The organism is Tenacibaculum aquaeponti (genome assembly GCF_052084715.1).
Taxonomy (GTDB): domain Bacteria; phylum Bacteroidota; class Bacteroidia; order Flavobacteriales; family Flavobacteriaceae; genus Polaribacter.
Window position 1 is genome coordinate 814,161 of sequence record NZ_CP197288.1, and the last position, 25,705, is coordinate 839,865.

19 protein-coding genes are annotated in these 25,705 nt (G+C 28.4%); 1 reads left to right on the top strand and 18 read right to left on the bottom strand.

The window, feature by feature from the left end:
* Window positions 1-17: 17 nt before the first annotated feature.
* The 16 genes from ACSIGC_RS03735 to ACSIGC_RS03810 all read right to left on the bottom strand — a co-directional run bounded on the left by ACSIGC_RS03735 (window position 18) and on the right by ACSIGC_RS03810 (window position 21,497).
* On the bottom strand, window positions 18-4,160 hold the full coding sequence (locus ACSIGC_RS03735) for a contractile injection system tape measure protein (protein WP_442266822.1): 4,143 nt from the start codon (window positions 4,158-4,160) through the stop codon (window positions 18-20).
* The gene (locus tag ACSIGC_RS03740; protein WP_442266823.1) at window positions 4,157-6,754 is read right to left on the bottom strand and encodes a hypothetical protein; all 2,598 of its coding nucleotides are present in this window, start codon (window positions 6,752-6,754) and stop codon (window positions 4,157-4,159) included. Before ACSIGC_RS03740 ends, ACSIGC_RS03735 begins: the two co-directional genes overlap by 4 nt.
* Window positions 6,751-11,562 (bottom strand): hypothetical protein, encoded by a 4,812-nt coding sequence (locus ACSIGC_RS03745; RefSeq protein ID WP_442266824.1) that lies wholly within the window; start codon window positions 11,560-11,562, stop codon window positions 6,751-6,753. Before ACSIGC_RS03745 ends, ACSIGC_RS03740 begins: the two co-directional genes overlap by 4 nt.
* Before the next feature lie 3 nt (window positions 11,563-11,565).
* The gene (locus ACSIGC_RS03750; protein WP_442266825.1) at window positions 11,566-11,997 is read right to left on the bottom strand and encodes a GPW/gp25 family protein; all 432 of its coding nucleotides are present in this window, start codon (window positions 11,995-11,997) and stop codon (window positions 11,566-11,568) included.
* Window positions 11,990-12,292: a PAAR domain-containing protein gene (locus ACSIGC_RS03755; protein ID WP_442266826.1), complete on the bottom strand. Its 303-nt coding sequence runs from the start codon at window positions 12,290-12,292 to the stop codon at window positions 11,990-11,992. The genes ACSIGC_RS03750 and ACSIGC_RS03755 overlap by 8 nt, the downstream gene beginning before the upstream one ends.
* Window positions 12,293-12,311: 19 nt before the next feature.
* Complete coding sequence (gene vgrG / locus ACSIGC_RS03760) at window positions 12,312-14,105, bottom strand: type VI secretion system tip protein VgrG (protein ID WP_442266827.1); 1,794 nt, start codon at window positions 14,103-14,105, stop codon at window positions 12,312-12,314.
* A 2-nt stretch (window positions 14,106-14,107) separates the two neighbouring features.
* Window positions 14,108-14,776, bottom strand: a complete 669-nt coding sequence (locus ACSIGC_RS03765; protein ID WP_442266828.1) for a CIS tube protein — start codon at window positions 14,774-14,776, stop codon at window positions 14,108-14,110.
* A 2-nt stretch (window positions 14,777-14,778) separates the two neighbouring features.
* A complete protein-coding gene (locus tag ACSIGC_RS03770) occupies window positions 14,779-14,946 on the bottom strand; it encodes a DUF5908 family protein (RefSeq protein ID WP_442266829.1) in 168 nt (55 codons plus the stop codon).
* A gap of 36 nt (window positions 14,947-14,982) precedes the next feature.
* Entirely contained in the window at window positions 14,983-15,456 is a 474-nt protein-coding gene (locus ACSIGC_RS03775; RefSeq protein WP_442266830.1) for a phage tail protein, read from the bottom strand.
* Window positions 15,449-15,913 carry a phage tail protein gene (locus ACSIGC_RS03780; RefSeq protein ID WP_442266831.1) on the bottom strand — a complete coding sequence of 155 codons (465 nt, stop codon included), beginning with the start codon at window positions 15,911-15,913 and terminating at the stop codon, window positions 15,449-15,451. Before ACSIGC_RS03780 ends, ACSIGC_RS03775 begins: the two co-directional genes overlap by 8 nt.
* Window positions 15,914-15,972: 59 nt before the next feature.
* Window positions 15,973-17,556, bottom strand: a complete 1,584-nt coding sequence (locus ACSIGC_RS03785) for a phage tail sheath family protein (protein ID WP_442266832.1) — start codon at window positions 17,554-17,556, stop codon at window positions 15,973-15,975.
* Window positions 17,557-17,579: 23 nt separating this feature from the next.
* On the bottom strand, window positions 17,580-18,434 hold the full coding sequence (locus ACSIGC_RS03790; RefSeq protein WP_442266833.1) for a hypothetical protein: 855 nt from the start codon (window positions 18,432-18,434) through the stop codon (window positions 17,580-17,582).
* 12 nt (window positions 18,435-18,446) lie between these two features.
* A complete protein-coding gene (locus ACSIGC_RS03795; RefSeq protein WP_442266834.1) occupies window positions 18,447-19,274 on the bottom strand; it encodes a hypothetical protein in 828 nt (275 codons plus the stop codon).
* Window positions 19,261-19,842, bottom strand: coding sequence for a DUF4255 domain-containing protein (locus tag ACSIGC_RS03800; protein WP_442266835.1), 582 nt, complete (start codon window positions 19,840-19,842; stop codon window positions 19,261-19,263). The genes ACSIGC_RS03795 and ACSIGC_RS03800 overlap by 14 nt, the downstream gene beginning before the upstream one ends.
* Window positions 19,843-20,049: 207 nt before the next feature.
* On the bottom strand, window positions 20,050-20,886 hold the full coding sequence (locus ACSIGC_RS03805) for a helix-turn-helix transcriptional regulator (protein ID WP_442266836.1): 837 nt from the start codon (window positions 20,884-20,886) through the stop codon (window positions 20,050-20,052).
* 101 nt (window positions 20,887-20,987) lie between these two features.
* Complete coding sequence (locus ACSIGC_RS03810; protein WP_442266837.1) at window positions 20,988-21,497, bottom strand: BBE domain-containing protein; 510 nt, start codon at window positions 21,495-21,497, stop codon at window positions 20,988-20,990.
* A gap of 203 nt (window positions 21,498-21,700) precedes the next feature.
* Here ACSIGC_RS03810 and ACSIGC_RS03815 point away from each other — a divergent pair, with 203 nt between their 5' ends.
* A complete protein-coding gene (locus ACSIGC_RS03815; RefSeq protein ID WP_442266838.1) occupies window positions 21,701-22,120 on the top strand; it encodes a VOC family protein in 420 nt (139 codons plus the stop codon).
* An 86-nt stretch (window positions 22,121-22,206) separates the two neighbouring features.
* Here ACSIGC_RS03815 and ACSIGC_RS03820 read toward each other — a convergent pair whose 3' ends face one another.
* Window positions 22,207-23,256: a hypothetical protein gene (locus ACSIGC_RS03820; protein WP_442266839.1), complete on the bottom strand. Its 1,050-nt coding sequence runs from the start codon at window positions 23,254-23,256 to the stop codon at window positions 22,207-22,209.
* A gap of 32 nt (window positions 23,257-23,288) precedes the next feature.
* A complete protein-coding gene (locus tag ACSIGC_RS03825; protein WP_442266840.1) occupies window positions 23,289-25,535 on the bottom strand; it encodes an IPT/TIG domain-containing protein in 2,247 nt (748 codons plus the stop codon).
* Window positions 25,536-25,705 lie beyond the last annotated feature (170 nt).

Here is a 25,705-nt window from a genome sequence, read left to right on the forward strand (position 1 = left end):
TTTCGTTTATTTTTATTTTAAAAAGGCCAGCTTACATGTAATGCTTTTGGCATCCATGGAAATTTGATAATTGAAAATGAAAAAGGTGATTTATTTAATAGAATATCGTATGGTCTTTTCTCTATTGTTAATTCCCATCGATCTTCGTTTTCTCTTAGAATTCCATCTCTTACAAACCAGTTTCCTCGAAATCCGTTTACAGTTGTACTTCCAATAGCATTCCAATGCATAATTGCAGATTGTAACATTCCGTTTATTAATTCTCTATTTTCTGTACTTACATCTAAACTATCTTTTACAGGTTCTTCAAAATTTAATCCGCATAAAAGTTTATTTAAAACCAAAAATTCTTCTTCAGTTTGTGTTAAACCTGTTGCTACATACTGTAGATAATGTACTGCTTGAATTTGCGCTTCTTTAGTAACAAAAGACTTGTTTTCAACCAATTTTAGTCGCTCAAATAATATTGGAAAATAACTATTTAACAATACTAATCCTGCATTAGGAATTAATATTCTTTCATTCATAATTTTTGTCTTTTTAAAAATTGTGTTTGTTTTAGTTTCGCTTATATTTTCCTTTTTGATTGTTTTTTTAATCATTGTCTTTTTTTTAGTTGAACGCGTTGCTTCATATGATACTTGTAGCGTATTTGGTAACTGTAGCTTTACTTCATCTAAAGCTTTATAAAAATCATTTTCTTTAATGATATTTTTTATAGAAATCTCCCAAATTAGTTCCTTCCAAATTGAAGCCGTAGTTAATGGTTTCCAATTATTCTTTATCCAAGCACTTAACACTTTTTCATATAAAACCTCTCTAATTTTTATCACTTTACTTTTACTTATAGAATTACATTCTATAAGCTTATAAAACTTCTCTACTGATTTTAATAGTGTTTGTTTATCTGGATATAAATTGCTTAATACATTTACGATCTCAGTAAAACTGATATTAGATATTAGATTCTTTTTTGCTATACTATGTTTTCGTAAAACTGCTAGTATTGTTAAGGGAAATTCGTTTAGTACAAGTTTTAGTAATTCAATTTTTGTAATTGAATTTTGGTGTAAAAACCACGACGGAATTTTATTTTCTACTAAAAGTGTTTTTGATAATAATGGTAAACATTCTATGACTTGATTCTTTAGTGAACCTTCTGAAACATTACTTATGATTTCTGCTTCTTTTATTAATCTGAAAGTTGAATTTTTATTTACCAAAATCTTTTTTAAAATTGGTGGTAAAACAATATTTTCATATAGTATTTTTTCAATTATAAATTTTACACTAATGGTATCGATTTTATAAAATTCTTCGAAAACATCATTTACTATTTTTTTTAAACTTGATTCTTTTTTTTCTTGTAATATATTTAGTGCACATTCCCAAAAAGCAAATTCCTTTTCTTTTGTTATTGAAGTTCCTATAACTTTTTTCCGAATAGTATATAATACTTGAATTGAACGTATTAAAGCTATTAGTTTATTATTAGAAGTATCTTTTATTATTAATGTTAGAAATTGCGAAAAAGAGATTAAAACTTCAAAATATTCTATTTGATTCTTTGTCAGTTTTATAGTTCTTATGATTTCTCTTACCGCTTTAGGTGAACTTTCTAACAACTTAAAAAATGCAAATTGAACTGCTATTTCTTCAGTTTTTATTTTTAATGTTAATTCTCTTTTTTCTATCGCTTTTTGTAGAAGGTTTTGTAATTTTTTTATAGTGAAAATTTGAGAAGAAAATTGAATTTTAAATACTTCTTTTTGTATTATTTTATCATTTAAAAAGTAATGTATTGTTTCTTCTAAGAGCTTTTTAAATTTCGTTTGATTACCTTTATGCTTTTTATAATCCGCTATGCATTGCCAATAAATTTCGTGCATCACTTTAGAATTATCTATCTTACTTTCTAATCTGTTTTTAAAATTATTTTTAGTTTTTTTAAAAACCTCATCTGCATCTTTTAATAAATAATTACTAATTTTTTTTTCTACTTTTTTAAAAGCTACTGTATGAATTTCTTTTCGATGAACTAATTCTTCTAAAATTTCTGTAATTTCTTCCTGTTTATTTGGTGTACACTCTATAAACTTTAATAAAAATTCTAACGTAGTCGTTTGTGTAAACTCTTCTATGAAGTTCGATAATGTTTTCTTTTGATTTATTGAAAAATCGGTATGTTCTTTTTGAAAATACAATAAAACATCTAACAAACTTTCTCTTGCTATTACTGATGTTTTATAACTTTGCTGAACAACTATTTCTTTAAATAAAGTGGTTACTAATGAAACTTTACTTTTATTTTCTTCAAGTATTAATAACTTAATTCCTTTAAAAAATAATTGTGTTTTAAATTCATGTAAAACGGTATTGGCTCCTGTATTTTTTTCTAAAACTTTATTTATACTCTTTTCTAAGTCTTTTATAAATGCTAGTTGGTTTGATAATACTTGATCTAATACTATTGTTTTTAGAACTTCATCATTAAAAAGCTCTGGAAGTATTCTTAAAATAAAGTTTTTATTTTTCTGTACCTTTAACGATTTCCATAATTGTTTTGGTGTTTTCTTTATCCAATTACGAATAATCTCATAATAATTTTCAGTGATAATTGTAGTTCCTCCTTCTTGTAAATTCTTTTCTAATGCTTTTAAAACAATCTCTAATTTCTCTTCTGTAAATTTTGTTTCTTGATTTAATATTTCATTTGTATATAAATCTTTAATCGCATGAAAAATAGTAGCATTCACATCGTTTTTTCGATATACTTGAACATCTGTATTAAGAAGTTTTTCTAAAATTGAAGTTTTAGTCTTCTTCTTTAATGTACTGATTTCTTGAAATATAAAATTCAAATATTTCGTTCTTGAAAAAGTTTGACTTTTATATTTTTTTATAAATTTTAAACTTATAGCAAACAACCAATTTTCGTTTAATTGAAAATGTTTTTGGATTTGTAGTTTTTGTAAATTTTTAAGCTCTAACAAAACATTGTCTGCGACTTCATTAGAAATTGATTTTAAGAGAACTCCAAATAATTCTGGCTGTAAATCTTTGCTTACAAATTGCCAATTTTCTGTTGTATTATTTATTTTGTTAATTAAGTTTTGAAATCTAACTTTATTGATTTGAGAAAGTTTATTAACTAATTCTTTAAAAGCTTCTTTTTCTGATGATGTTTTTTGTTGTTGCGGGTTTTGTAAATAATTTAAGAGTAAACTCCAGCGTTTTTCTTGCTCTGCTATTGTAGCTTTTTCGTATTGAAAATTCTCTGTTTCTTTGTGTGAAAGAATTTCAAGAATATGAATGAATTCATTTTTAATATAAGATTGCTCGTGTAGTTTTTGAACTGCTTTTTCTATCAATGCAAAAAGTTCATGGTATTCCATATTAAAATGATTTGCCATTTGTTGAATGTTACTTCTCACAAACTCAACCTTATTAAACATGGTTCCTCTATGAACAAATAGATAATTTAAAATCCAAAACCACAGATTCTTTTTAAAATCATAAATACCTGCTTTTACTAATGTTTCTTTTGTTTGAAGCTTTGTAAACTCTTCTGAAAACTCTATAATATAATTATGATTACTTCGTTCTAAACTCGCTATAATATGATGAATATTAGCTTCTTTAAATTGCCATGCTATACGTTTTCGAACATATTCTTTTTCTGCAATCGCTGTAATTGCTTGTATTAATGCTTCTTTATTTTCTTGAAACTGAATTTCAAAAATTTGATTGATATTTTCTCCTCTTTTTGTGTAATTCCAAGGCATTATTCCTTGCTGTAAATAATGTGTAATTACATTAAACCAAACATCTTCTCCTTTTAAAATTTGTACGTTTTTTTTGTATTTATTTGGGTTGTTTAAAATTTCACGAAATTGTTCTTGTAATACTTCCTGTAATTTAAGTGTTAGTTGTTCTTTTAAGTTTTCATACTGAATTGCTCCAAGATCTATGGTTAATGATTTTATTTTAAAACTTTGATATTGAGTACAAATCGTATCAAAAACATCGTTTAATGTTCTTGGCATAAAATGTTCACTCCAATTACTAATTGCATTTTGCAACTCTCTTCCTTTCTCTTTATCATCAAAAACAGTATTCCAACTACAACGAGCCACGATATGTTGATTTAAGTTTCTCATAATTTTTTAGATTTTGTTAAACTTAAAAGTGCCAACATCAACTCTATCGTATGAACTACTAAATCAGGTCCGTGTAATTTTCCTGTTTGCTCATCGAAGCGTAAACTATTATGCCAATTTGCATAAGCTATAATCACAGCTTCAAGTTCTTTGCCTTTTGCATATAAAATTTGATATATGATTTGTACAGGTAATTCCCCTTCTAAAAAATAGCTTAATCGTTTTTTAAAATCTGGAATCTTAAATTGATTTTTCTCTGTAGAGTTTATATTTTCTTCTATAAAAAAACTAGGAAAAATAAATAATAAGCAATTTCTATTATCTAAAAACTCATCGATAACCCATTTATATTTTTCTAAGTAATCTATTTGATTTTCATTCTTATCAAGTTGATTAGTTAAAGATTCAATAATTAAATTGGCTTCAATACATAACAATCCTTTCCTAAATTTGTATAACCAATATGTACATGAGTCTTCATTTTGAATTAAGTAATTTTCATAAAAAACAGGTAAAGAGAATAAAAGATTCAATTTTAATTCTACACCAGAATAATTCGTAAAAAATGGTTTCTTTATTTGCTGTGTTTTATTGATTTCTACAGTTCTAAAAATGAAATCTTTTTGATTACCTTGTAACCACTTTTCTTGTAATTTTTTATATTTTTTTTGAAATTTTTCTGGTACTGTTATTATCTCTGTACTTAAAAAATTAGAACCTATATAATTATATGCCTTAGGCTGATAATAAGATAATAATCCTAAATTTTGCAGATATAAACTTTTTACAATTACTTTATCCTTTTGTGTATTTCCTGAATACACATTTCCTTCAATAATTGTATCTATAATTTCTGGTGATTCTCCATGTCTTGCCAATAAATGATTTAAAATCTTGTTTCTTCTTTTTATGTTTTCATGTTCATCTTCCATAAAAAGCATTAAACCGTGGATGTAAGAATTGTATGGATCGTACTGATATTCTTCCCAAGCGTTTTGCTTTTTTTTCTCAGTTTCAAAAACATCAAAAGTAAATTCGTGCTTTTTAATATTCTTTAATAAAGGTTTTATATGCGGAACTTCTTTATATAACGATTGATAGAAATAGGTTGGAGAAAAGCATAGATATGGCGCTGGGTATTTTTGATATTTCTCCTCATTAAAAGTTTGTACACTATAAAATTGAGCTTTATCTTTTGGATCGCCAGTTATTGAATTATCAAAAGAAAATAATCTTCCTAAATTCCCAAGTTGCATAAATTGGTTGGTAAATACTTGATCGAATAAAGTTAAATAGCCTTTGAGTTGCCTTGATTGTGCTTTTTGAAAATCCGTAGCATTATCACTCACTCCTGCAACTCCAACTGCATATACTTCTGGAAATGTATTTTGTATTGAAAAATAACTTTCGATATCACGATAATTTCCTTTAGGTAGTTCTGGATACATTTGTATCGTAGATACTTTTGAAATTTGCTCTATCGGTTGATTTAAGTTGGATAGTTCCTGAAGTAAATTTGAATTGATACTTTTATTTAATTGTCGATCTTTTCTGTAAATTTTAAAATTATACAACGAATTTATTTCTGCATTTTCTTCAAGCTCATCATCTAAATAATTACTACTTTTTTCTACACATTGAATAAAATCAAAAGTTAGGATTTCTTCTGGTCTAGAAAAAACTTCTAACTCTGTTCCTAAACGATTAAAGGCTACATTTGAAATACTTAAAACTCCAGGTACTTTTTGAATTACTTCAGCTAACTCAAATGCTTGAATTTTGTTTTTTTTAGGACATAAAGTTTCATCTGCTATCCAACCATTTTTCAAATTAGGTCCGTTAAAAATTTCATCTGTTGTTTTTCCTTCTTTCTTTAATTTATCATAACCTACTTCTAAAATTTCTGGAAAAACATAATTATTTATTGCAAACTCAATAGCTACAATAACTGTATCTAAATCATGATCTTCTGCTAATTCTAAAGTTCCATAAACTCGTTGTTTTTTTGATTGCAATGACTTCGGATAGCAAAACAATTCTCCTAAATTTCTACAGGTATTTAAAACAAAAAAAGTGTGATTTAAAATTAACTGTTCTTTAGTTATTATTTTTCCTTCTGCTTTTTCTTCTTTTATTAAACTAGTTTTTGCTTCTTCATTTTTATTTATCCTAGAATCTATTAAAACCTCTACTTTATATTTTCCCTCAATGTAATTTGAATCTTCTTTTATTGGTGTAATTTGAAGATTTATTACTTCTTTCACCTGATCTACAACATATTTTCTAATATCATTAATTGTAACTGGTGTAGTTGTTAAAATATCTTCCGGTAGGTAAAACTGATTTCTAATTTCTAACTCTTTATTCTTATTCGTAAGAATATCTTTCATTGGAAAATAGTTACAATATCCTAGTTCAGTAAATGCATAACATAGTTGATCTAATATGGTAACTCCTGGATCACTTGGATTTAAATTTGTCCATGTATTATCATTATTCTTTTGAATATAAGCAAGAGCCATACCTTTTAACTCCTCAAAATTAATCGTTAGCGGTAATGTTTTTTCTTCTATGTAATTTTGCTTTTCCATCATTTCACATAAATTAATTCTTGATTATTTAATGATGGTACAATTAATACATTCGAATTTATAGTGTATTTCTTTGTTATTAATTCAAAATCAACTTGTAATTCTCCTCTTACTGTTTTAGTTTCTATTATTTGAAAAGGTCCTTTTGTATAGTTTATTTTTCCTTTTTCTTCTCTTTCTCCTAAATATAATTTTAGGTTTTGAACACTTTTTATAGATGGATAACTTGTAATAAATTCTGAAATCTGAGCTATGCTTATTCCTGAATCTATTGTGATTTGTGATTGTGTAGTAGTAATCCAAGGCGATAAGAAAATATTTAATCTCCTATTAATTTCTTTCGATACTCCTTCAACTGCATAAGAATTTGTAACAGTTATTTCTCCTTCAATTTTTAAATACCTAATATCAAAATTTCTTACTTGAATATTAGCAAATTTAGATGCTCTCCCTTTTAAATATTCTTGAACTTCGTTTATTAAACATGTATTTACTAACGGAATAAAAGCATTAGATTCCGTCCAATCTTGAATGTTTTTTACTAGTAAAACTTCCGTTTTATTTAAAGCTCTATTGAATATTATTTTAGGATAGAAAACTTCTACAAATGTTTCTTTAATTATTCTGTAATAATCTTCGTTTGAAATTACTCTATCTTTTGTTTTTAAACGTACACTTACTCTTTTATTAAATCCTCTATCTGTTTCCGCCATTTGTCCTCCAAAAGATGAAAAAGGTTGCATAATTGTTGCTATTTGAGGAATTGAGCTATATGGACTATCAATAGTATTTGCAGCTATTTCAGGTTTTTCTGTATCGAACCTAAAGTTTTTTCCTGTTCTTTTTAGTTTAAATCCGTTTGTATTTAAAAAAGAAGTTTTACAAAAAGAATCTGTATTATTATCTACCGAAATTGAAATCCAAAGATTATCGCTTGGCATTGTGTGATGCAATTTTTCACTTTCTGATAGTAGATTTAAAACGATAAGGCCAGAACAACTAAAACCATTTGTTCCGTCTGCTAAAACTGGTAATTTCTTCCAATAATTTTCACTTAAATATCGATAAGAAATTTCAGATTTTCCTTGTGTATAAGTTGTAGCATAATCTTGAACTAATTGAAAATAAATCGACAACTCTGCTGGAGCAATTACTTCTTGTAACCCTAAAAATAATGTTCCTTCTTGTTTGATTCTTGGTAATAAACTAGGAAAATTTACATTGATTTTTTTATTAGTAATTGTACTTAAACTACTATCGTAAACTTTATAATTTTTAAAAACATCTTGGTAAAAACATTGAATTGGATATTTATTTTTCTTATCAGTTTCTGTAAAATCATATGTAAAACTACTCTTGTAATTACCTGTAAATATTCCCACAATTGGAGTATAAGGTTCGTTTGCTTCTTCTTGAAAAGTAACATCCTGTTTGTTAAACGCTAACGATAACAAATCGGCATTATACATTGCAATTGCGCTTACTACTTTTGGATATAATATAGCTCCAAATCCGTATATCGGATTGGTTAATTTCATTCTTAAAAAACCTGAAGTTGATGTTTCATCAAACTCCAATGGAAGATATTGAATTTCAGGATTAATATCTTTTTGTACTTCAGTTATTTTAGTTGATCCAAAAACACTGTAATTGAACATTTCTTTATAAGTCGTTGTATTTTCCTTTAATTCATAGATTTCCTTTCCTTTTGTTTGAAAAATATTTGTAAACTTTAAAGTATCTTGAATTTTTAAAAAACTAAATATTTCTACAGTTTCTTTAAAAGAAAGTGTTCCTGTTGAATTTAAAATTATCGGTGATTCATTTTTACACTCAATTTTTATACTCTCAACAGATTTTGTAAGAACTTCTGTAAAATTAAAATCAGCTTCATGAAATAATTCTTTGAATTTAAATTCTTTATTTATCTTAAAAATTGTAGTTGTTTTTCCATCTAAAAAATCTTTCAAAAACAACGAATCATCCAGTTCTATAATGGTATTAAACGAAAGCGATCTATTTATAATTCTCAATTTTTCTATATGAAACTTAATATGCTCTATCGTTGTTGTTTCATTTTTTAAAACGCCTATTTTCTTTAATTTTTTTTCAAAAGAAAATGTATCATTTACTTCTAAAAACTCTTGAAAAACAAAAACTTCCCTTGCTTTTAAATTTTCTTTTATTTCAAAAACATCTGTAAGTTTTATACTATTTTCTTCTTTTAAAACCTTATCTAACGTTACCTCTTCTTTTATTCTTAAAATCGCACTAACTTCTAAATCATTTATGATTTTAAGTACATTTTTTACTTTAATCTGATCCTCTAACCGAATTCCGTTTTTAAATTGAAAATTAATATCCGTAGTAAAAATATTTTCAAGAATAAATAATGTATCAACAGTTATATTTCTATTGATTTTTATCAATTCTGATATTTTTAATTCTTTAAATTTCTCGTCAATAAATAAAGGTGTACCTTGAAAGAGAGTTCTTGTTAAATCATTAGATTTTAATTGAAAAATATCTTTTAAAATAGAAGGTGTAAAATTCATATCTACAGCAGTCCATTGTTTATTTTGAAGCAACTGAAAATCTACTTTAAATGCTTTATCATTAAATGGTTCTTTATATATATTAACCTCAACTAAAGTGTTTAATATGAGTTCTTTTATTTTTGATCTGAGTTCTTTTACATTTTGATCTGATCCAGATACAAAAACATTTATTTTTTTTTCTGTTTGTTTTAAAACAAAAACTGATTTCTTCTTATTTCTTGAAAATATTTTATTTAAATTTTTATCAATTTTAGAGATCAGTACATTTACTAATTTTCCGTCTTTTAAAAACCATGACTCTATAGCTTTATCTATATCTGCTAAAGCTTTTTTTATTATTTTTTTATTATTTTTAAATAGATTCCCAATTGTTTTATTCCATAAATCTTGGAATACAAAATTTGTATCTTTTATTGGCGGATTTTTATAAAAATCTGCTAAGTATTTGTTATACTGTTCGTAATACTTAATAAAATTATCTGGTAAATTATCCCAATTCAATTTAAAATCGAATTCAGTAACAGGCTTACTAAACACCTCTGAACTACCAATCATAAAACTTTGATCTTTACTAGGTGTTGGCCCTAATAGTTGGAATGGCTTTTCTGTTTCTAGCGCTCCAAAATCATTATACAACTGAAAATTTTGTAAATTTTTAACCTCAACATCTATTGTAATTGTTTTAATTTCTAACTGATAATCTTCAGCCATGAATTCTGAAAAAGACATGTAAAATAAAGGCCATGAAGTTTTAAAATTATCTTTCTCTTCTGAAAAAGCTATGATAGCTGGATCTTCTTCAGTTAATTGAATTTCTATAAAAAGCTGTGATAATTCTTCTTGATTTTGAGTTATTTTTATTTGTGAATCTAGAATTATAAACCATTCTTCTTCTGTACTTAATTGATAAATTCCTTTTGTAAAAAACTCTAGATTTAAAATATCTTCTTTGAAAGTTATAGTGATACAAAGTTTTCTTTTTCCTCCATTTAAAAATAACATAGGAGAAGCAAAAGCAAAACCTAAATTTACTTTTTTACCGTCTTTAATTGTAGAAGAACCAAAAGTTTTCCAACTCTGAATTTCTCCTTCTTCACTAGTTTTTACTTCATTTACATTCTCATGTGTTTTAAGATAAAGTTTAAAACTTTCTTTCTTTTCATTAGATACTTTAGATAAAGTATAGACTTCTGCTATTTTGGCTGGATTTATAGATACATTTTCTACAGATTCATATAAAATCGTTGAATCATCTTGATAAGTACCACCATTAAAAAGTGTTCCTTTTGCCAAATCAAAAGTTGATACATTTTCTTGAAGTTCTGCACACACAAAAACCGAATCTGGTTTTGCTAATGTTTTTCTTTCTTTTAAAATGTCTTTATAGTAAAAGTTAAGATGCTTTTTTGTTAATCCATTCAACTGATTTTTATACGGTTTTATTAATTCAGTAAATGTTTTAAGTAATAATGTATCTGGATATAAATCTTTTTCTTTTTCAAGTTCTTGAAACTCTACTGGCGCATATTCTATAATACTATTAAAAAATGAGAACATAATTTCTCCTATTTTTTTTAATGTTCCAGATATATTTAATAGTCCTTTATTAGTATTTTCAATCGAATAATTAATTTCTAATAATTCCCAATACGGTGTAGTTTTAACTCCAGATTTCCAAATATTTTTATCATAAGATTGATATATATTGTCGTTATCATCTTCTGTTTTTTCTACAATTTTATTATGATGTAATTGGTTTTTTAACCATAATATAGCCCATAAAAAGTGGCTATATTTTGTTTTTACTTCTCTAATTACATAACTCTTTAGCTTGTATTCTAGCGGGTATTGTAACATATAATATATCCATCTTTCTATTAAATGAAAAACATGTAATAATTGATGAAATAATTGTTTAAATCCAATTAACACCTTCTCTTTTATCTCGTTTTTTTCTAATTCTTTTTGCTCTAAAACTCTTTTTAAAGTAACACTAGTTTGTAAAAAAAGCGTGTACATTTTTTTAAAAGGAGTTTTTGCAATAGAAGCCATTAAAAATGATGGATCTTTCAATAAAAAAGGCGTCCAACTTCCATTTACTTGATTCTTGTCATCATAAAAATTAATCAATGAACTAAAGTTTACTAGAAAATTCAAATCATCTATTTCCGATCGACTATCGATTAGATTAACTTGATTTTCAAGTGCCATTGACAATGACTTTAAAGCTTTATTTTGATTAATTAAACTCATTAATTACTTTCCTAAATTTGTACCTTCTTTTAAATAAAAAGGATATACATAATTGTGTCTTGTATTTGTTTGGTTGTATTCGTATGCAACATCTATTTCAATCAATCCATTATCAATATCTATATAGGTAACTTCTACATCTAGCACACTTATTCTTGGTTCGTTATTTAATAAACTTATTCTTACTGTATCTCTAATTTCAGCTTTTAATGTCTCGTTCATTTCTTGAAAGAAAAACTGTTGTAATCCTGATCCAAATTGAGGATTTATAGGTCGTTCTTCGAAATTCGTTTGCAAAATGACATCAATAGAATCTTTGATATTATTTTCAAATCGAGTAGTTATTAATTGATGATTTCCAACAGAAAAAGTTACTGGAAAAGACCAACCTGAACCTAAAAATTCTTTCTTTCTTTTTATTCCAATGCTATCCACCAATCATCACATTAAAAGCTCCTAAAACTATTTTACCTCCGTGAGCGGTTGCATCTCCCATTCTTGCAGCAGGCATTCCTCCTATTTTAACTGTTGCAGATCCTTTCACAATTACATCTGGCGGGCCTACACATACCAACATATCTCCAACTTTTGCCGCTGGTAATTTTCCTATTAATACATTTGGTTGTCCTGGGCCAATTATTGGTCCACCAACATGCGGAATTGGTGCTGGAATTGCTGGTGTTTGCATTGGACATTGATGAAAATCTGTTAATCTTGCTGCTGGTGGCATTTTGTTTATTTTTAATTATTTAGTTAATCATTACCATTGCTCCTTTAATTACAGTTTGAGCACCTCCTTTTAACTCTGCTTGCGCACTTCCGTTTGCTGAAAATTTCACATTTGCTGAGTTTTTAATATTCGTTCCTTTAAGAGTTACGTCTCCTGGTGAACCATCTATTGTAACTCCTTGTTTTCCTTTTAATGTTAATTTCTGATTTGCTTCTATAGAAATACTTTTAGCACTTTTAATAACAATACCACTAGAAGACATGACGATACTATTATTATTCTGATCTTTAATCGTTACTTTTTTACTTTTGTCATCAAAAATCGCTGTATTTTTACTTGGTGTTTCTATTGTAAACACTTTGTTCTCATCATCAAACTCGATAAAAATTCCTTGCTTGGATACAATTGCTTTCTTTGAATTTTTCTGATTAGGCTTTAATTCTTTGTATGGTTTATGTTTACTGCTACTGTATACGCTACCAAGTATAATTGGGAATCGTGGATCTTGATTTAAAAAACCAACAATAACCTCATCTCCAATTTCTGGTAAAAAAAATGCTCCAGCTCCTGATGTTGCATAAAAATTGGATAACCTAGCCCAAATCCCTTGCCCTTTATCATCGAAAAGTGGAATATCTACTAAAATTCTAAATTGATTATCTGGGTCTTCGTAAATTTTCTTTACCGTAGCATTAAATAATCCTTGAGCTCCAGGTAATAATCCAGAAGCAGGAGGAGCCATAACATCTGGCTCTTGTGTAAACCAAACTGGCGATAATCCTATCGCAGTTTCAGTAATCCAATTTCCTTTTGCAATAACATGACGTACATTAGAAACAAAATGATCTCCATTAAATCGATCTCCTAAACCATCTAATGTGATATAATTTCCTGGGTTAACTTTACTTGTTCCTTGGAATTTAACTTCTCCTCTTATTTTTGAGAAATCACTTTTAGTTAAAACAGCTTTAGTCCAATTGGTTAAATCTGTGCTTTGTAAAGGCGCTGTAGTTTGAACTTCAAAATCTTTTAAACCTACCACTTTTGATAAGGTTTGACTAGATAAATTTCCTGGACCTGAATATGAATTTTTAGAAGAGCCTGATAGTATTTTCTGTTTTGTATAATCCCAAGATTCGGCTTTAACATTTCCTAATTGAGTAACCGCATCTAAATCTGCATGAAATCCCATTAAATCATCACCATAAGTAATTTCTAAAACTGGTTTTTTATTTTTATCAGGAGGAAATACAGATACTTTTCCATCTAATGTTGTTACAACCATTCCATTTACTTCTGCTCTAGCCATAATAAAATCCCAATCTGTAGTAAAATATTGTACTTGTTCTGGCCATTTTGTAGTGGTATTGGTTACATCAGCTGAGAGTCCAGAATAACTTCCTATAATTGAAGACATAATTTGGCTATCTTTCTTTTTAGAAAATGTAAGGCTCTTACGACCTACTAACATTTTTACAGCTTCATCTCTACATTCAACTTGTAAAGTAGCTCCTTCAGCATCTGAAATATCAATACTTTGCTTAGTTACAATTCCTTTAAAAATAGTTTTATTCATAGTATCGTAACCTGCTTCTATTATTACTTTATTTCCTGGAAGAAATGTTTTTGAAGAACTTACTTCAAAGCTTTCTGTAGCTGGATCTCCATCTATAACAGTAATAATAGCTTTTGATACTTTATTCACTGATTTCTCAACTTCTACTTTTTGAATTTCGATTACATCAGGAATTTGAGTTCCGTCAATCTTTATCGCAAAAGTGACTAAGCCTCCATTTGAACCGTTACATCCCATTCTTATGATTTTATGATTGGTGGAAAAATTAATTCTTGCCCACCTTTAAGATTTCTGAACTTATTCAATCCATTATAATTCGCTACTTGCACATAATAAAGTGGATTATTCCAAACTTTATTACATAATTGAGGAAGGCTTTCTCCTTCTACTACCTCTACTAAATGTGTAATATCTGGAGATTCTTTTTTTTCAACTTTACACTTTTTTTTAGGCGAGACATATTCTTCAAAACTCAATGAGACCTTTGCTCTTAAAGGACTTCCATCTGGTTTAAAAAGTGTGTATGTTGTATTAAACGTTTTTAAAACTCCTTTAAAAGAAATATTACTTCCCCATTGTACTTTTACAAAATTTGGTCGGTGTATTTTTCCATCATATTTGTAAACTATATCTTCTAAAGTTTTTATTTCTGTAGCCATATCTACTCGTTTAGAAAATACAACTCCAGTACAATCAATAACAATATCAAAACTCAAATCATCTATTCCTGAGTTTTTATATTTCTGAGAAGCTTTACTTGCATCGATTGGACGCTGCTTGTTATATATGATTTTTCGATTCCACTTTATTGTGTTTGGATTAATCATAACTTTATAAGGATCTCCAGGTATAGGATTGGTAAAATCACCATCATAATATCCTGCTATTTTCATGTGTTCTAATCCCATAACTATCTTCGATAACTTGTTCTTCTTACTTCTTCAGAAAGCATGCGTTTACACATTTCTATTATTTCTTCTTTAAAAACTGAGAGATCAATATCTTGTATTGTTGATGATTGCTCTACTGCTGTTTTTATTTCAGTTTTAATAATTAGCTCTCTTATTTCTACAGGCATCTATTTATTTTTTAGTTCTAAAACATCTTTTTGTACTTAAGAAGTAGTATAATGTATGTAAGCTAATTCTATGGTATCCATTAAGATTTCGCTCTCTTGAGATTTTAAATCAGAAATAGAATATTTAATTGGATAAGCTTTATAAAAGTTCCATTTCATAGAAACCTGGCCTTCATTATTCAATAAATTAATTGATACTGTTTTAGTTTTAATCGGCTTAGCTAAACCTCCATCTATAGAATCTTTACACCAAGTAGTAAGCTCATCTCCTTTTGGTACAACAGCTCTTTTCAATACTAAATTTTGACTCGCAGTAATAGAAGGAAGGCGATACTTAAATCTATTCTCGCCTCCACCTATTACTTCTTCTACGGTTTGTTCTTTACTTAAACCAGATACTTGTTGAAAAGGCATTTCTTTACCACCATCAAACGAAACAGAAAAGTAAAAGCCTACGGGGAACTTCCCTACTTTACTTTCTTCTTTTGCTTTCTGATTTTTTTTAGCCATTTGTAATAATTAACTCTTCGTGTGCTATTTCTAATGTATCAACAGCCACTTCGTTACCATCAGATTTTAAATCTGTACTTGAAATTTTTGTTGGCCAAGCATTATTTAATTGCCATTGCATAGTAACATTTCCTGCTTCATCTAAAAGTTTAATTAAAACTGTTCTACGTTTTATTGTATTCATTTTAATTTCTGCATGCCAATCCCAAAATGTATTATCGTTTACAAAAACACCTCGTTTCATTGTTACATTTCCGTATTTTACAATGCCAGGCATTTTTTCTACAGAAAATAGTGGACTATTACTTTTTCTGTACTCAATAATTTGGTTTTCAACATCCATCCCAGAAACTTCCTGAAATGCAACTCCTGTTAATTCCGTACCTAAATCTACTTCGAAACGAAATTTTGGCATGGGCCAGGTTGCACCTTGTACACTTCCATCATCTGTTGCCATAATATTATTTTTAGTTTTATATTATTTGATTAATTTCTTATGATATGTATTACTCTCTTCTATGCTGAAGTTGCCATTTGTTGTTGGAAAGTAATTACAATAAATTCTGCTGGTCTTACAACTGCTACTTTTACAGAAACATTCATAAATCCATTTAAAATATCTTCTCCAGTCATTGTAGAACCTAATCCACACTCTACTGTAAATGCATCTGCTGCACTTGCTCCTTGTAACCCTCCTTGTTTCCAAACATCATTTAAGAAACTACTAATCATAGCTTTTACAGATTCCCAAGTATTTTTATCATTTGGTTCAAAAACGTAAGCATTAGCAGCTAACTTACAAGACTGTTCTATGAAAATCATAGTTCTTCTTACCGAAATATATCTCCAATCTTGACTGTTTCCATCTAAAGTTCTTGCTCCCCAAATAAGGATTCCTAAACCGTTGAAAAAACGAATTGCATTAATTGATTTTCCTGAAATTGCATCAACATTTAAATCAGCTTGTTGTGTTTCAGAAATTCGAATTGGTAAACTCACAGCATCTACCATCGATGTATTTGCAGGCGCTTGCCAAGGACCAACTGTATTATCTGTAACAGTAATTACTCCTGCCATACCTCCACTTGGGGGTAACATATTTGCATCTTCTAATACATTAGCTATGATTGTATTATAAGTTGGACTTGCAACTAAAAGTGAATTATTATATTGACTTACAGTTAGGGCTTTTCCTTCAGGTGGATTTTGAATATTTTGCAGGATTGTATCTACAGTTGGATTTGGATTATCCGGTGGACTAAGTATTGGTTGTAATTTACTTACATCTCCTCCAAATAAATTGGTATAATTAATATCCGAAGGTTGCATTATTGTTGTTCCTACAAAAGGATAATATGCTGCTCCGAAATCTAATCCATTTGATCCTGTTCCATTTCTAAATGTTTCTATATCTTCAGTATAATTGATAGGGTCTGGATTATTTCCTCCTATAATATCAAAAATACATACAGCTGTTTGCATTGATGAAGCTTGTAATAACATCGCTTGAGTTAAAGATGCATTATTATCTACAGATAGTAATGTTGCTTCTGGACAGATATACATCGTTGGTTCTTGCTCTTGCTTTAACAATTCTAATCCTTTTGTCAATTGATCCAATTGTACATTTGGATTTACAATTTGATCTCCCAACGTCATTGGTGCTCCCGAAAGTGGTCCGTAAGTACCTACAGAAACAATATAAGCATCTCCTCCTCCATTATCATAAAACAATTTCACACTGTTGTACAGATAATAAATTGAGTTAGGATCAGGTAAAATAGAATAATAAGTAGTTCCAATCATAATATAATTACCTTCTGTTGGCTGACTATCTTGTGCAACTAAATAGTATTCTGGCGTATATTGTTGTGATGGATCTGCTGGCGGTGGCAGATCTGGCAAACAGAAAATTGCTTGAAAATCTGAAAATGATGTGATTTTCTTAGGCACATTAGTGTATGATTTTCCATCATACATTGCCTGTGGTGTATATCCTATAAATGCTGGAACTGCAGTTGCCACTGGCACTACTGAGTTTCCAAAAGCATTTATCTCATTGATATAAACCCCTGGAGATTTAATAGTAGATAAGTTCATAAAACATATTGATTATTTTGTAGTTAATTTTTCTTTTGATATTCGAATTTTTTAATAATTACTTCTTGATTCTCTTGTGGATAAACCACATTTGGTGGTTGCCTCCATAAATTAAAGTGTACTGTTTGGCACCCTTCATTTGGAATAAATTTATTCTGATTACTAGTTGTTGTCCAAGTAATATCTGGCTTAGTTGGTAATGTTTTTAATGTATAAACCCCGTAATAAATTGAAAATACAACTGGTGCATTTTCATCCTGCCAATCCATAACTATTGTTATTTTACTTTTTTCTGTATTTAATGCAACTCTATGTACATTTTGTGGTGTTGCCTCCCAAGGTTGTAGCGTGAATTGAGCATTTGTAGGATCATTAATTTTCCCCCAACGGCTCAATTCAATCATATCTAATTCTCTATGACTATTAATTATAGAATTGTCTGCTTGAAATTGGTATGTGAATACTCCAAAACAGCAGTTATTTGCGATATCATTAAACATTCCTGAAACTGATTCAGCAGCGACCAAATATCTTCCATAACCAGGGTAAGTTCTTTCTGGTATATTAGTAGGTGTGTTTGGATTGTTAATCGTTTCTCCCCAAAGTACAAGCTCTACAGATGACCATTGTTTATGTGGAGCATTCGGTAAAAGCGTTTGCTTCATCTGTAAATGCAAACCATCAGCATCTACAAACGCACATCTTGGATCCCATTGTTGATTATTAAACCAATAACCTGTATTCGAAATTCCAAAAGGATAATTTGTCCACCAATAATAACCATCAAACTCTAACATTCCATTTACAGCCTTTGAGTTTGGTTCTATTGCTCCTTTTGGCATAGGAGGTCTATTTAAACATGTTTTTAAATTATGCATTGCTTTATTCTTTTAGATATATACATACATTAAGGAGGTTATTTTTGAAGACAATAACTCCTCATTTATTGCTATTTCTTTTGGATTTGATTTTGGTAATCCTTTAAAAACAACTTTACTTCGTTCAACTCCATTTTTTATTGAATTACTTATTAAATCAAAGGTGTAAATTGGTTTTTCCGAAAATGGTAACAAGTCTCCTACTAAAGAAAAAAGTTGTGCTTTTTGTTCATTGGGTAGCAGTATTTGTTCTGGTCCCGAAAATTGTATTCCTGATGTGTCTTTTATTGATAATTTTCCTAAATGTTGTCCAGTAGTATTAACAATATAATATTTCCATTGCGTTGCTCTTGCTTCGAATTTAATCTCATAATTTGCTTCTTTTTTTTCATCATTCAATTTGATTAAATCTTCAAATCGAATAGTAAATTCAAATAAGTAATCAGCGGAATTTGTACTTCTAAAACTAGGAGTTAATATTAATTTATTAGTTTCTACATTTTCAATTGCATTATCTGTATTGAAATGCGTTATTCCTATCTCATTAATTGGTAATTCTGTAAATTGATAGAACAATGGGTTTAATGTACTTGCATGAAATTTAAAAGTAGTTTCTCCTGTAGTTGAAGTAATGTAATTCAACAGATTAGAAAAGTTCTCTTTTCTATCTACATACAATTCAAAACCAACCGCAGTTATTATAATTTTAAATCCGTATTTATTTATAATGTCTCCAGATTCTTTAGCTGGTTCATATTTTAAATCTTTACAAACATTACCTGTGTAATAATTATGTAAAACTGTTAATGATACTATTTTATAGAAACTACTTTTCAACATGTTTAAACGTATTTGAAGTTGTGTTAATAGCAGTTTCAAAACCTTTTACTTCATCAGAAACAATAGTAATTAATCGCATTTGGTAAATTACACTTGGCTTATATTTTGCTCCTAATGCACTCCATAAATTGTGCATTTGTTGATATCCATCACCTGTTTCAAATTGAAACTCTAATCGGTTTATTTCTTTAGGTATATTTGAAGTATAATTGGCATCTAAAATCGGATAGGTTTGAAAGAATTGTAATGAAGCACTCAAAAATTTTAAAGTTTCATTATAATCTTCAAAATTTGGAGTTACTAAAAGAAATACATTGTAACGTTCATCTTGAGGTTTATTTGCGAAACTATTATCGTTCAACTTCCTATTCTTATTATAAAAAGATTTCACAGTTTCTTGCTCTACATGAACGACTGTAATTAAAACTTTATTTTGATTTTCTATTGGTTCGCCTCCATTTTGATCGACAATTTTATTTGCAATCACTATATTTTCGGATACTCCGAATTTATTTTTTAAATATAGATTTAATGAATTAACAGTAAATTGTATTGCTTTAGAAATCAATTTTTAAAGTATAATTTGGTTGATATTCCAAATTTATATCTTAGAGAGAAAAAAACTTTAAAATGTAGATATACATATCATGAACATTTTTAGATCGGTTGAAAAAAACGTGCACAAAACATAGACAGCTTTTTTTTTATCAATTTTTAAACTGAAATAAAATATTTATAAACAAAAAAGAGACTGCTTAAAAACAGTCTCTTCTTATTAAATAGAACTAATATAAGTTCTTAAATCTTGCTCTCTCTCGAGTGTCATTTTTTTCTTTAATCGATATTTGTGCGTTCTAACACTTTCCTTATTTATACCTAAAATATATCGGATATCTTCATTAGACATGTTCATTTTAAGGTAACAACAATATTTAATATCTTTAGAGGTTAAACATGGAAATCTTGTGGTTAATTGCTTAATAAAATTTGGATTGATACTTTCAAAATACATTTTAAAATCTTCCCAATGACCTGTTTTTGTATTCAGTTTTATATTGTTTACAATCGAATTTAATTTATTTCTTGTTCCAATATCTGTAGCGTTACTTAATTCTTTAATTCTGCTCATTATTTTTTTGAACAGCATTTTATTTTGATCCAATTCTAAAACATAACGAGCTAAATTTTTATTCTCTAAAAGTGAACTTTCTTCTTTTCTTTTATTTTTTTTGATTGATGTATTGAATCTTACCATAGACAAAACACTTTTCACGTTAGTTAACAAGTATTTGTTTTCTAAAATTTCGAATGGTTGTATTAATAAAGGAGTTTTTTCTGGTATTTCTGGCAGTAGTTCATAACGATTCATTAAGCATAAAATTGGGAATTCAAACTTTATATTTTGACGGAATAATCTATTAAACTCAATAGTATTATTCTTAAAATACAAAATCATAAGCTTAGGTGAAATTGTTTCTAATAATCTAGTTACTAAAATGGCAGAGTTTACGGTAATACAACTATATCCATGTAAATTATTTAATTCATTAACTATTTTAGAAAGTGTAGCACTATGATCGGATGCAACTATTATGTAGTTATCCGTTTTCAAAAGGTTAATTAATTTTTGGTTGATTAAAAAAAGTCATTAACTAATTTGATTTTATAACTATATTAATAACTCAAAATCAAATTAGTTAATAACATGATATACTAAATAATTGTTTTTCTACTTCTAAATAAAAATTTTTCATCTTCACTATATGTTTCTTTAATTTTAATTAAAGCATCGTAGTTTTGTGAAAAATAATTTTTAGTCGGTACAGAGTTATCTTTAAAACTTATAAATGAACCATCGGTTTCATCTATTTGATAATCGCGACATTCTTCCATCCAATCTAAAGCTCTATTTACATATTCTCTCGTTGGAATTACTTTCTCTGCCACATATTTTCTTTCATTATCATGTCCTTCTGATTTTACTGTAAATTGAAAATTATTAGAAGAAAAGAACTCTATAGCAGTAGCAACATATTCTTTTGTATATGGATGAAAGATTAGCGAAAGCATAAAATCAAATCTTTTATTAAATACTTTTCTTAATAAATTATAGGAACCAGAATCTTTAGGTTCGTAAAAAACTGGAGTTATTTTATCGTTACGAAATTTTTTTTTTAGCACTTCAACTTCTTCTTTGTTAATTTCGAGGGTATATATACTCATAATATAAGGTTAGTTTTAATTTATGCTGATTCTTATTTTTAAGAAAATTACTTTCTTTAATTATATAAATCCTAAAGAAAACTTTCTGTTGTACTAAAATTAGTTAATCAACATCGAAAAAATTAAACAGAATGCTATAACTGTATCTATAATATACTTAAGTGTATTATTTTTGATATTTAAAGTCTTTTTAATTTTTTCTTATGATTCAACCATTTCATTTAGCTATACCAGTACAGAATTTAGAAAAATGTCGTACTTACTACAGAGATATCTTACAATGTGAAGAAGGCAGAAGTGCTGAACATTGGGTCGATTTTAATTTCTTTGGACATCAATTGGTAATTCATCAAAAAGAAAACTTTATTCCAACAAAATCAATTACAAACCCTGTTGATGGTCATGATGTTCCTGTTCCGCATTTTGGCGTTGTATTATCATGGGATGACTGGCATAAATTAGCAGATCGTTTAAAAAGTGTAAACATAAAATTTGTTATTGAACCAACTATTCGTTTTAAAGGGAAAGTTGGTGAACAAGCAACTATGTTTTTTAATGATCCTGAAAATAATGCTTTAGAATTTAAAGCCTTTAAAGATATAGATCAGCTTTTCGCTAAATAAAACACAGACACCATCACTTACTTTTTTAAAGAAATAGAAAGAAGTGATGGCGTACAATATTTTTGAATAATATTCTGTATTAGTAATTAAATACTTTCTAAAGCTTTTAGAATCTTATCTTTTTCTTCACTATCAAAATGCTCTAAAAAGCTCATTAATTTTGATTCTTCTTGTCTTTTAATTAAATTAAAATCAACACTAAATGGAGTTCCATCGTAATACCTAGCTTCAGTTCCTGGTCCGTCTGGAGAACCATGATCTGCATCTATAGATTGTCTCCATCTCCAAGCATGACTCGCCCATTCATTCTGATTTACAAGTTCTGGCTCTGTAAACCAAACATTCCATGTTAGCACGTTTTTTTCCTGTAACATATTACCAGAACCTAAGTTAAAAACATCCATCACCAATGCATTAAATTCGTCAACTATTGGATAACCTGTTTTAACAATTGGTCCTATTTGAACTTCTAAATTCCCAACAGTCCAAGCTTCATCTTCATGTTTAGCAAAGTCAGGAATAGGAAAACTTGTACTTAACCCTTTTCTCACTGGAAATACTGGCTGATCTGGAGCTCCATTTTTATGAGTTGTAACCATAATTGCTTGAGATTTAGTAAAAGGAAATGGAAAACGTGCTTCTTGTAATTTATCCCATAATAACTTTTGAATTCCAGAAACTATCCATCCTTCTTTCGATTTTGGTGGACTAAACCATATTTTTCCTACAACACCCATCTCTGCTGCTAATTCTCTGTTATCTTCATTAACCCAGCCTCTTGTTCCAGTAACAGTTACTTCTACATTTAATGATCCAAAAAGCGGAGATGTAATTCCTTGTTGCGGACAAATAATAGAATATACTCGACCTTCATTTGTATATCCTATTCTTGAAATATCTGGCGCAAACATTTGATAACATCGTTTAGGATCTACAGCTCCCATTTCTGTTTCCCAGCTAAACTCAGGCCATTTTACTGCTTGCTGACGTTGTAATCTTCCAATATTTAACATATTATCTGGCATTGGCAACGAAGTTAAATTCGGATTTGGATAAGCAAATTCTGGATTAGAATTTGCGAAGCCACCAACCCAACCAGCTGGAATATTTGAAATGGTTTGATTTTTAGTTTCCATAATATATTTGGTTTCAATTAAGGTTCATTCGTTTATTTTGCTTTCTTCCAAACACCTAAAATTAATTTAAGCTTCTCTGTTTTCTTGGGGAAAACCCCTGGAAATTCTGAAGGAACTTGTGGCTGATTTCCTTGATTTCCTCCAATAGGATTTTCATCATATGCAAATCCATATGCTTTCGCCATATATGTTCCTCTTGCTGACTGTACTGCATTTTTAGGTAAAGAAAAAATATGTTTTGTACCAACTTTAGCCGTATGCATAAAATATGAGAACATATTTTGTGGTTGTTTTGCTGGATACCATTTCGTTTCATCTCCCCAGTTTTTAGTTGTTCTACCAGCAGAAGTAGTATCAGGAAAACTTAATAGCGCTACACCTCTATTTAATGCGGTACTTATTTGGTTTTCTAACCCTTTTACTACAACTTGATCATTAGTATCTGTATATCTAAAAACTCCATCCGCAAATAAACCTATTCCAGCGAAAGTCATGTGTCCAGGTGAATAATAATAATTCGTTGGTGCTTTGGAGAATTTGTATTGAAAGTAACTAGAATAATCTGTACTTGAATTTAAAGTAACAGATGTAATAGTATTATTTAATTTGGTAATTGCAGTTATTTGCGTTGTTCCATCTGTAGAACCTCCTCCAGAACTCACATACATTCCTGTTACTAAACCACAATCAGATGGTAATGGATTTTTAAATGTTAATACATTATTACTTATTTTTCCAAAAATCGGTTTTATATCTCCACTTTTTGAGTCTTTGTAAGAAACTACCGAAAAACCAACTGGATTAAATATGTGCAGTGTTGTTGCATTAGAACTTGTAAATTCTAATGCTGAATGTGTATTTGTAGTTCCAGGAAACACCATTTTTTTTATTGGATTTACGGCATAGTTTCTTGCAAAATTTCCTTTCCCATTTTGCCAAATATTCATTTTCATATTAGCATCTGTAAATAATTGATCGATAGCTTCGTTGAATACTAAATCTAAATCATTTGTATTACTATTTAAATACATACCTGGGTTTAACAAAACAGATGATTCTCCTTGAGGTGTATATACTAAATCTTTATATCCCTTAGAAACATCTTTTTGGTTTAAGAATGTTTGGTATGCTTCAATTACTTCATTTCCGCTAATTCCATCAGTTTGCCCTACTCTATCTAATTCTTTTCCTGATTTATCTTCAGCAAGTATAGAAACCGGAAAGAAAAAACCATCCACAAAAGAAGCATCTATATACAGGTTTTGTTTTCTTAAAAATGTTGCTTCTATATAACTATATTGAGGAAACTGACTTTGAGGTGGGTTGTTTACCTGAAATACATTAGCTCCCGATGCATTAAATTTAAATCCTAAATTTCCATTTGTTGTTTTACTTGAATTATCTTGATATCTTTTAGTTGTATCTCTAACGAAAAAATAAATTCGTGCTCCATTAATTTCATTTTTATTCGATAGAGTAATACTTGTTATTTCTTTTCCTAATTCATAAGATTCTATATATCCTTTTTTACTTGAAAACGTTTTAAAATTTCCTTGTTTAGTGTTTTTATTTAGAGCTAGATATTTTTGAGAAGTTGTACTATAACCTAAAACATAAACTTTATAATTTGAACTTAATCCTGTAAGATTTTCTAGAGATAATTCATACGTGTTTTTTATAGAATTATTCTTATAATTGAATTGAAAAGGTACTGATACATATTGAGCTTGAACATCTACAGCTACAGTTACATTACCAGCTACATGAGGCGGGTTTTTAACTTTAATAACTGAATCGTTTACAAATATTGGTTTATTACCCGATTTTCCAAACTTTACATAAGTTGCTCCTGAAAAGTACTTCCCTTTTATAGTAATAGTTTTTCCTCCTTTTACCGTAGTAGTATCTGGACTCATCGTATTTACTTCTGGTAATTTGTATTCAAATTTGATTGGTGCATAAACCTTTTTAGCATCTTTCTTTAATTCTAAATACACAGAAAAACTCTGAGGATTTGATCGTTTTGATGTTTTAAAAGTTATAGTAGAATCATTTACATAGGTGATACTTGAAACTCCTACTCCATTCGGATATTTTGCATTTTTAAAAAAGACTCCAACAGATTTATTTTTGTCAAATCCACTTCCTTTTAATGTCACTAAAGTTTCTCCTGCTAAAGAACCTTTAGACGGACTCATACTAGTTATACTTTGACTTGTAATTGAAGTAATTCCAAATAAAAAGAAAACACATACACTTACTAAGTTTCTATAATTCATTATTTCCATGTTTAGTATAGTTTTTTGGATTACAATACTGTAATTAATCACTAAATTAAATAGCAAGTCATAATTTTCAGACATGATTTTCCTTTAACGCAAACAGAAATGGTATGAAAGTATATTTTTTTAGAACGAAAAATCAATTCTCACTATTCATTTTAAATATT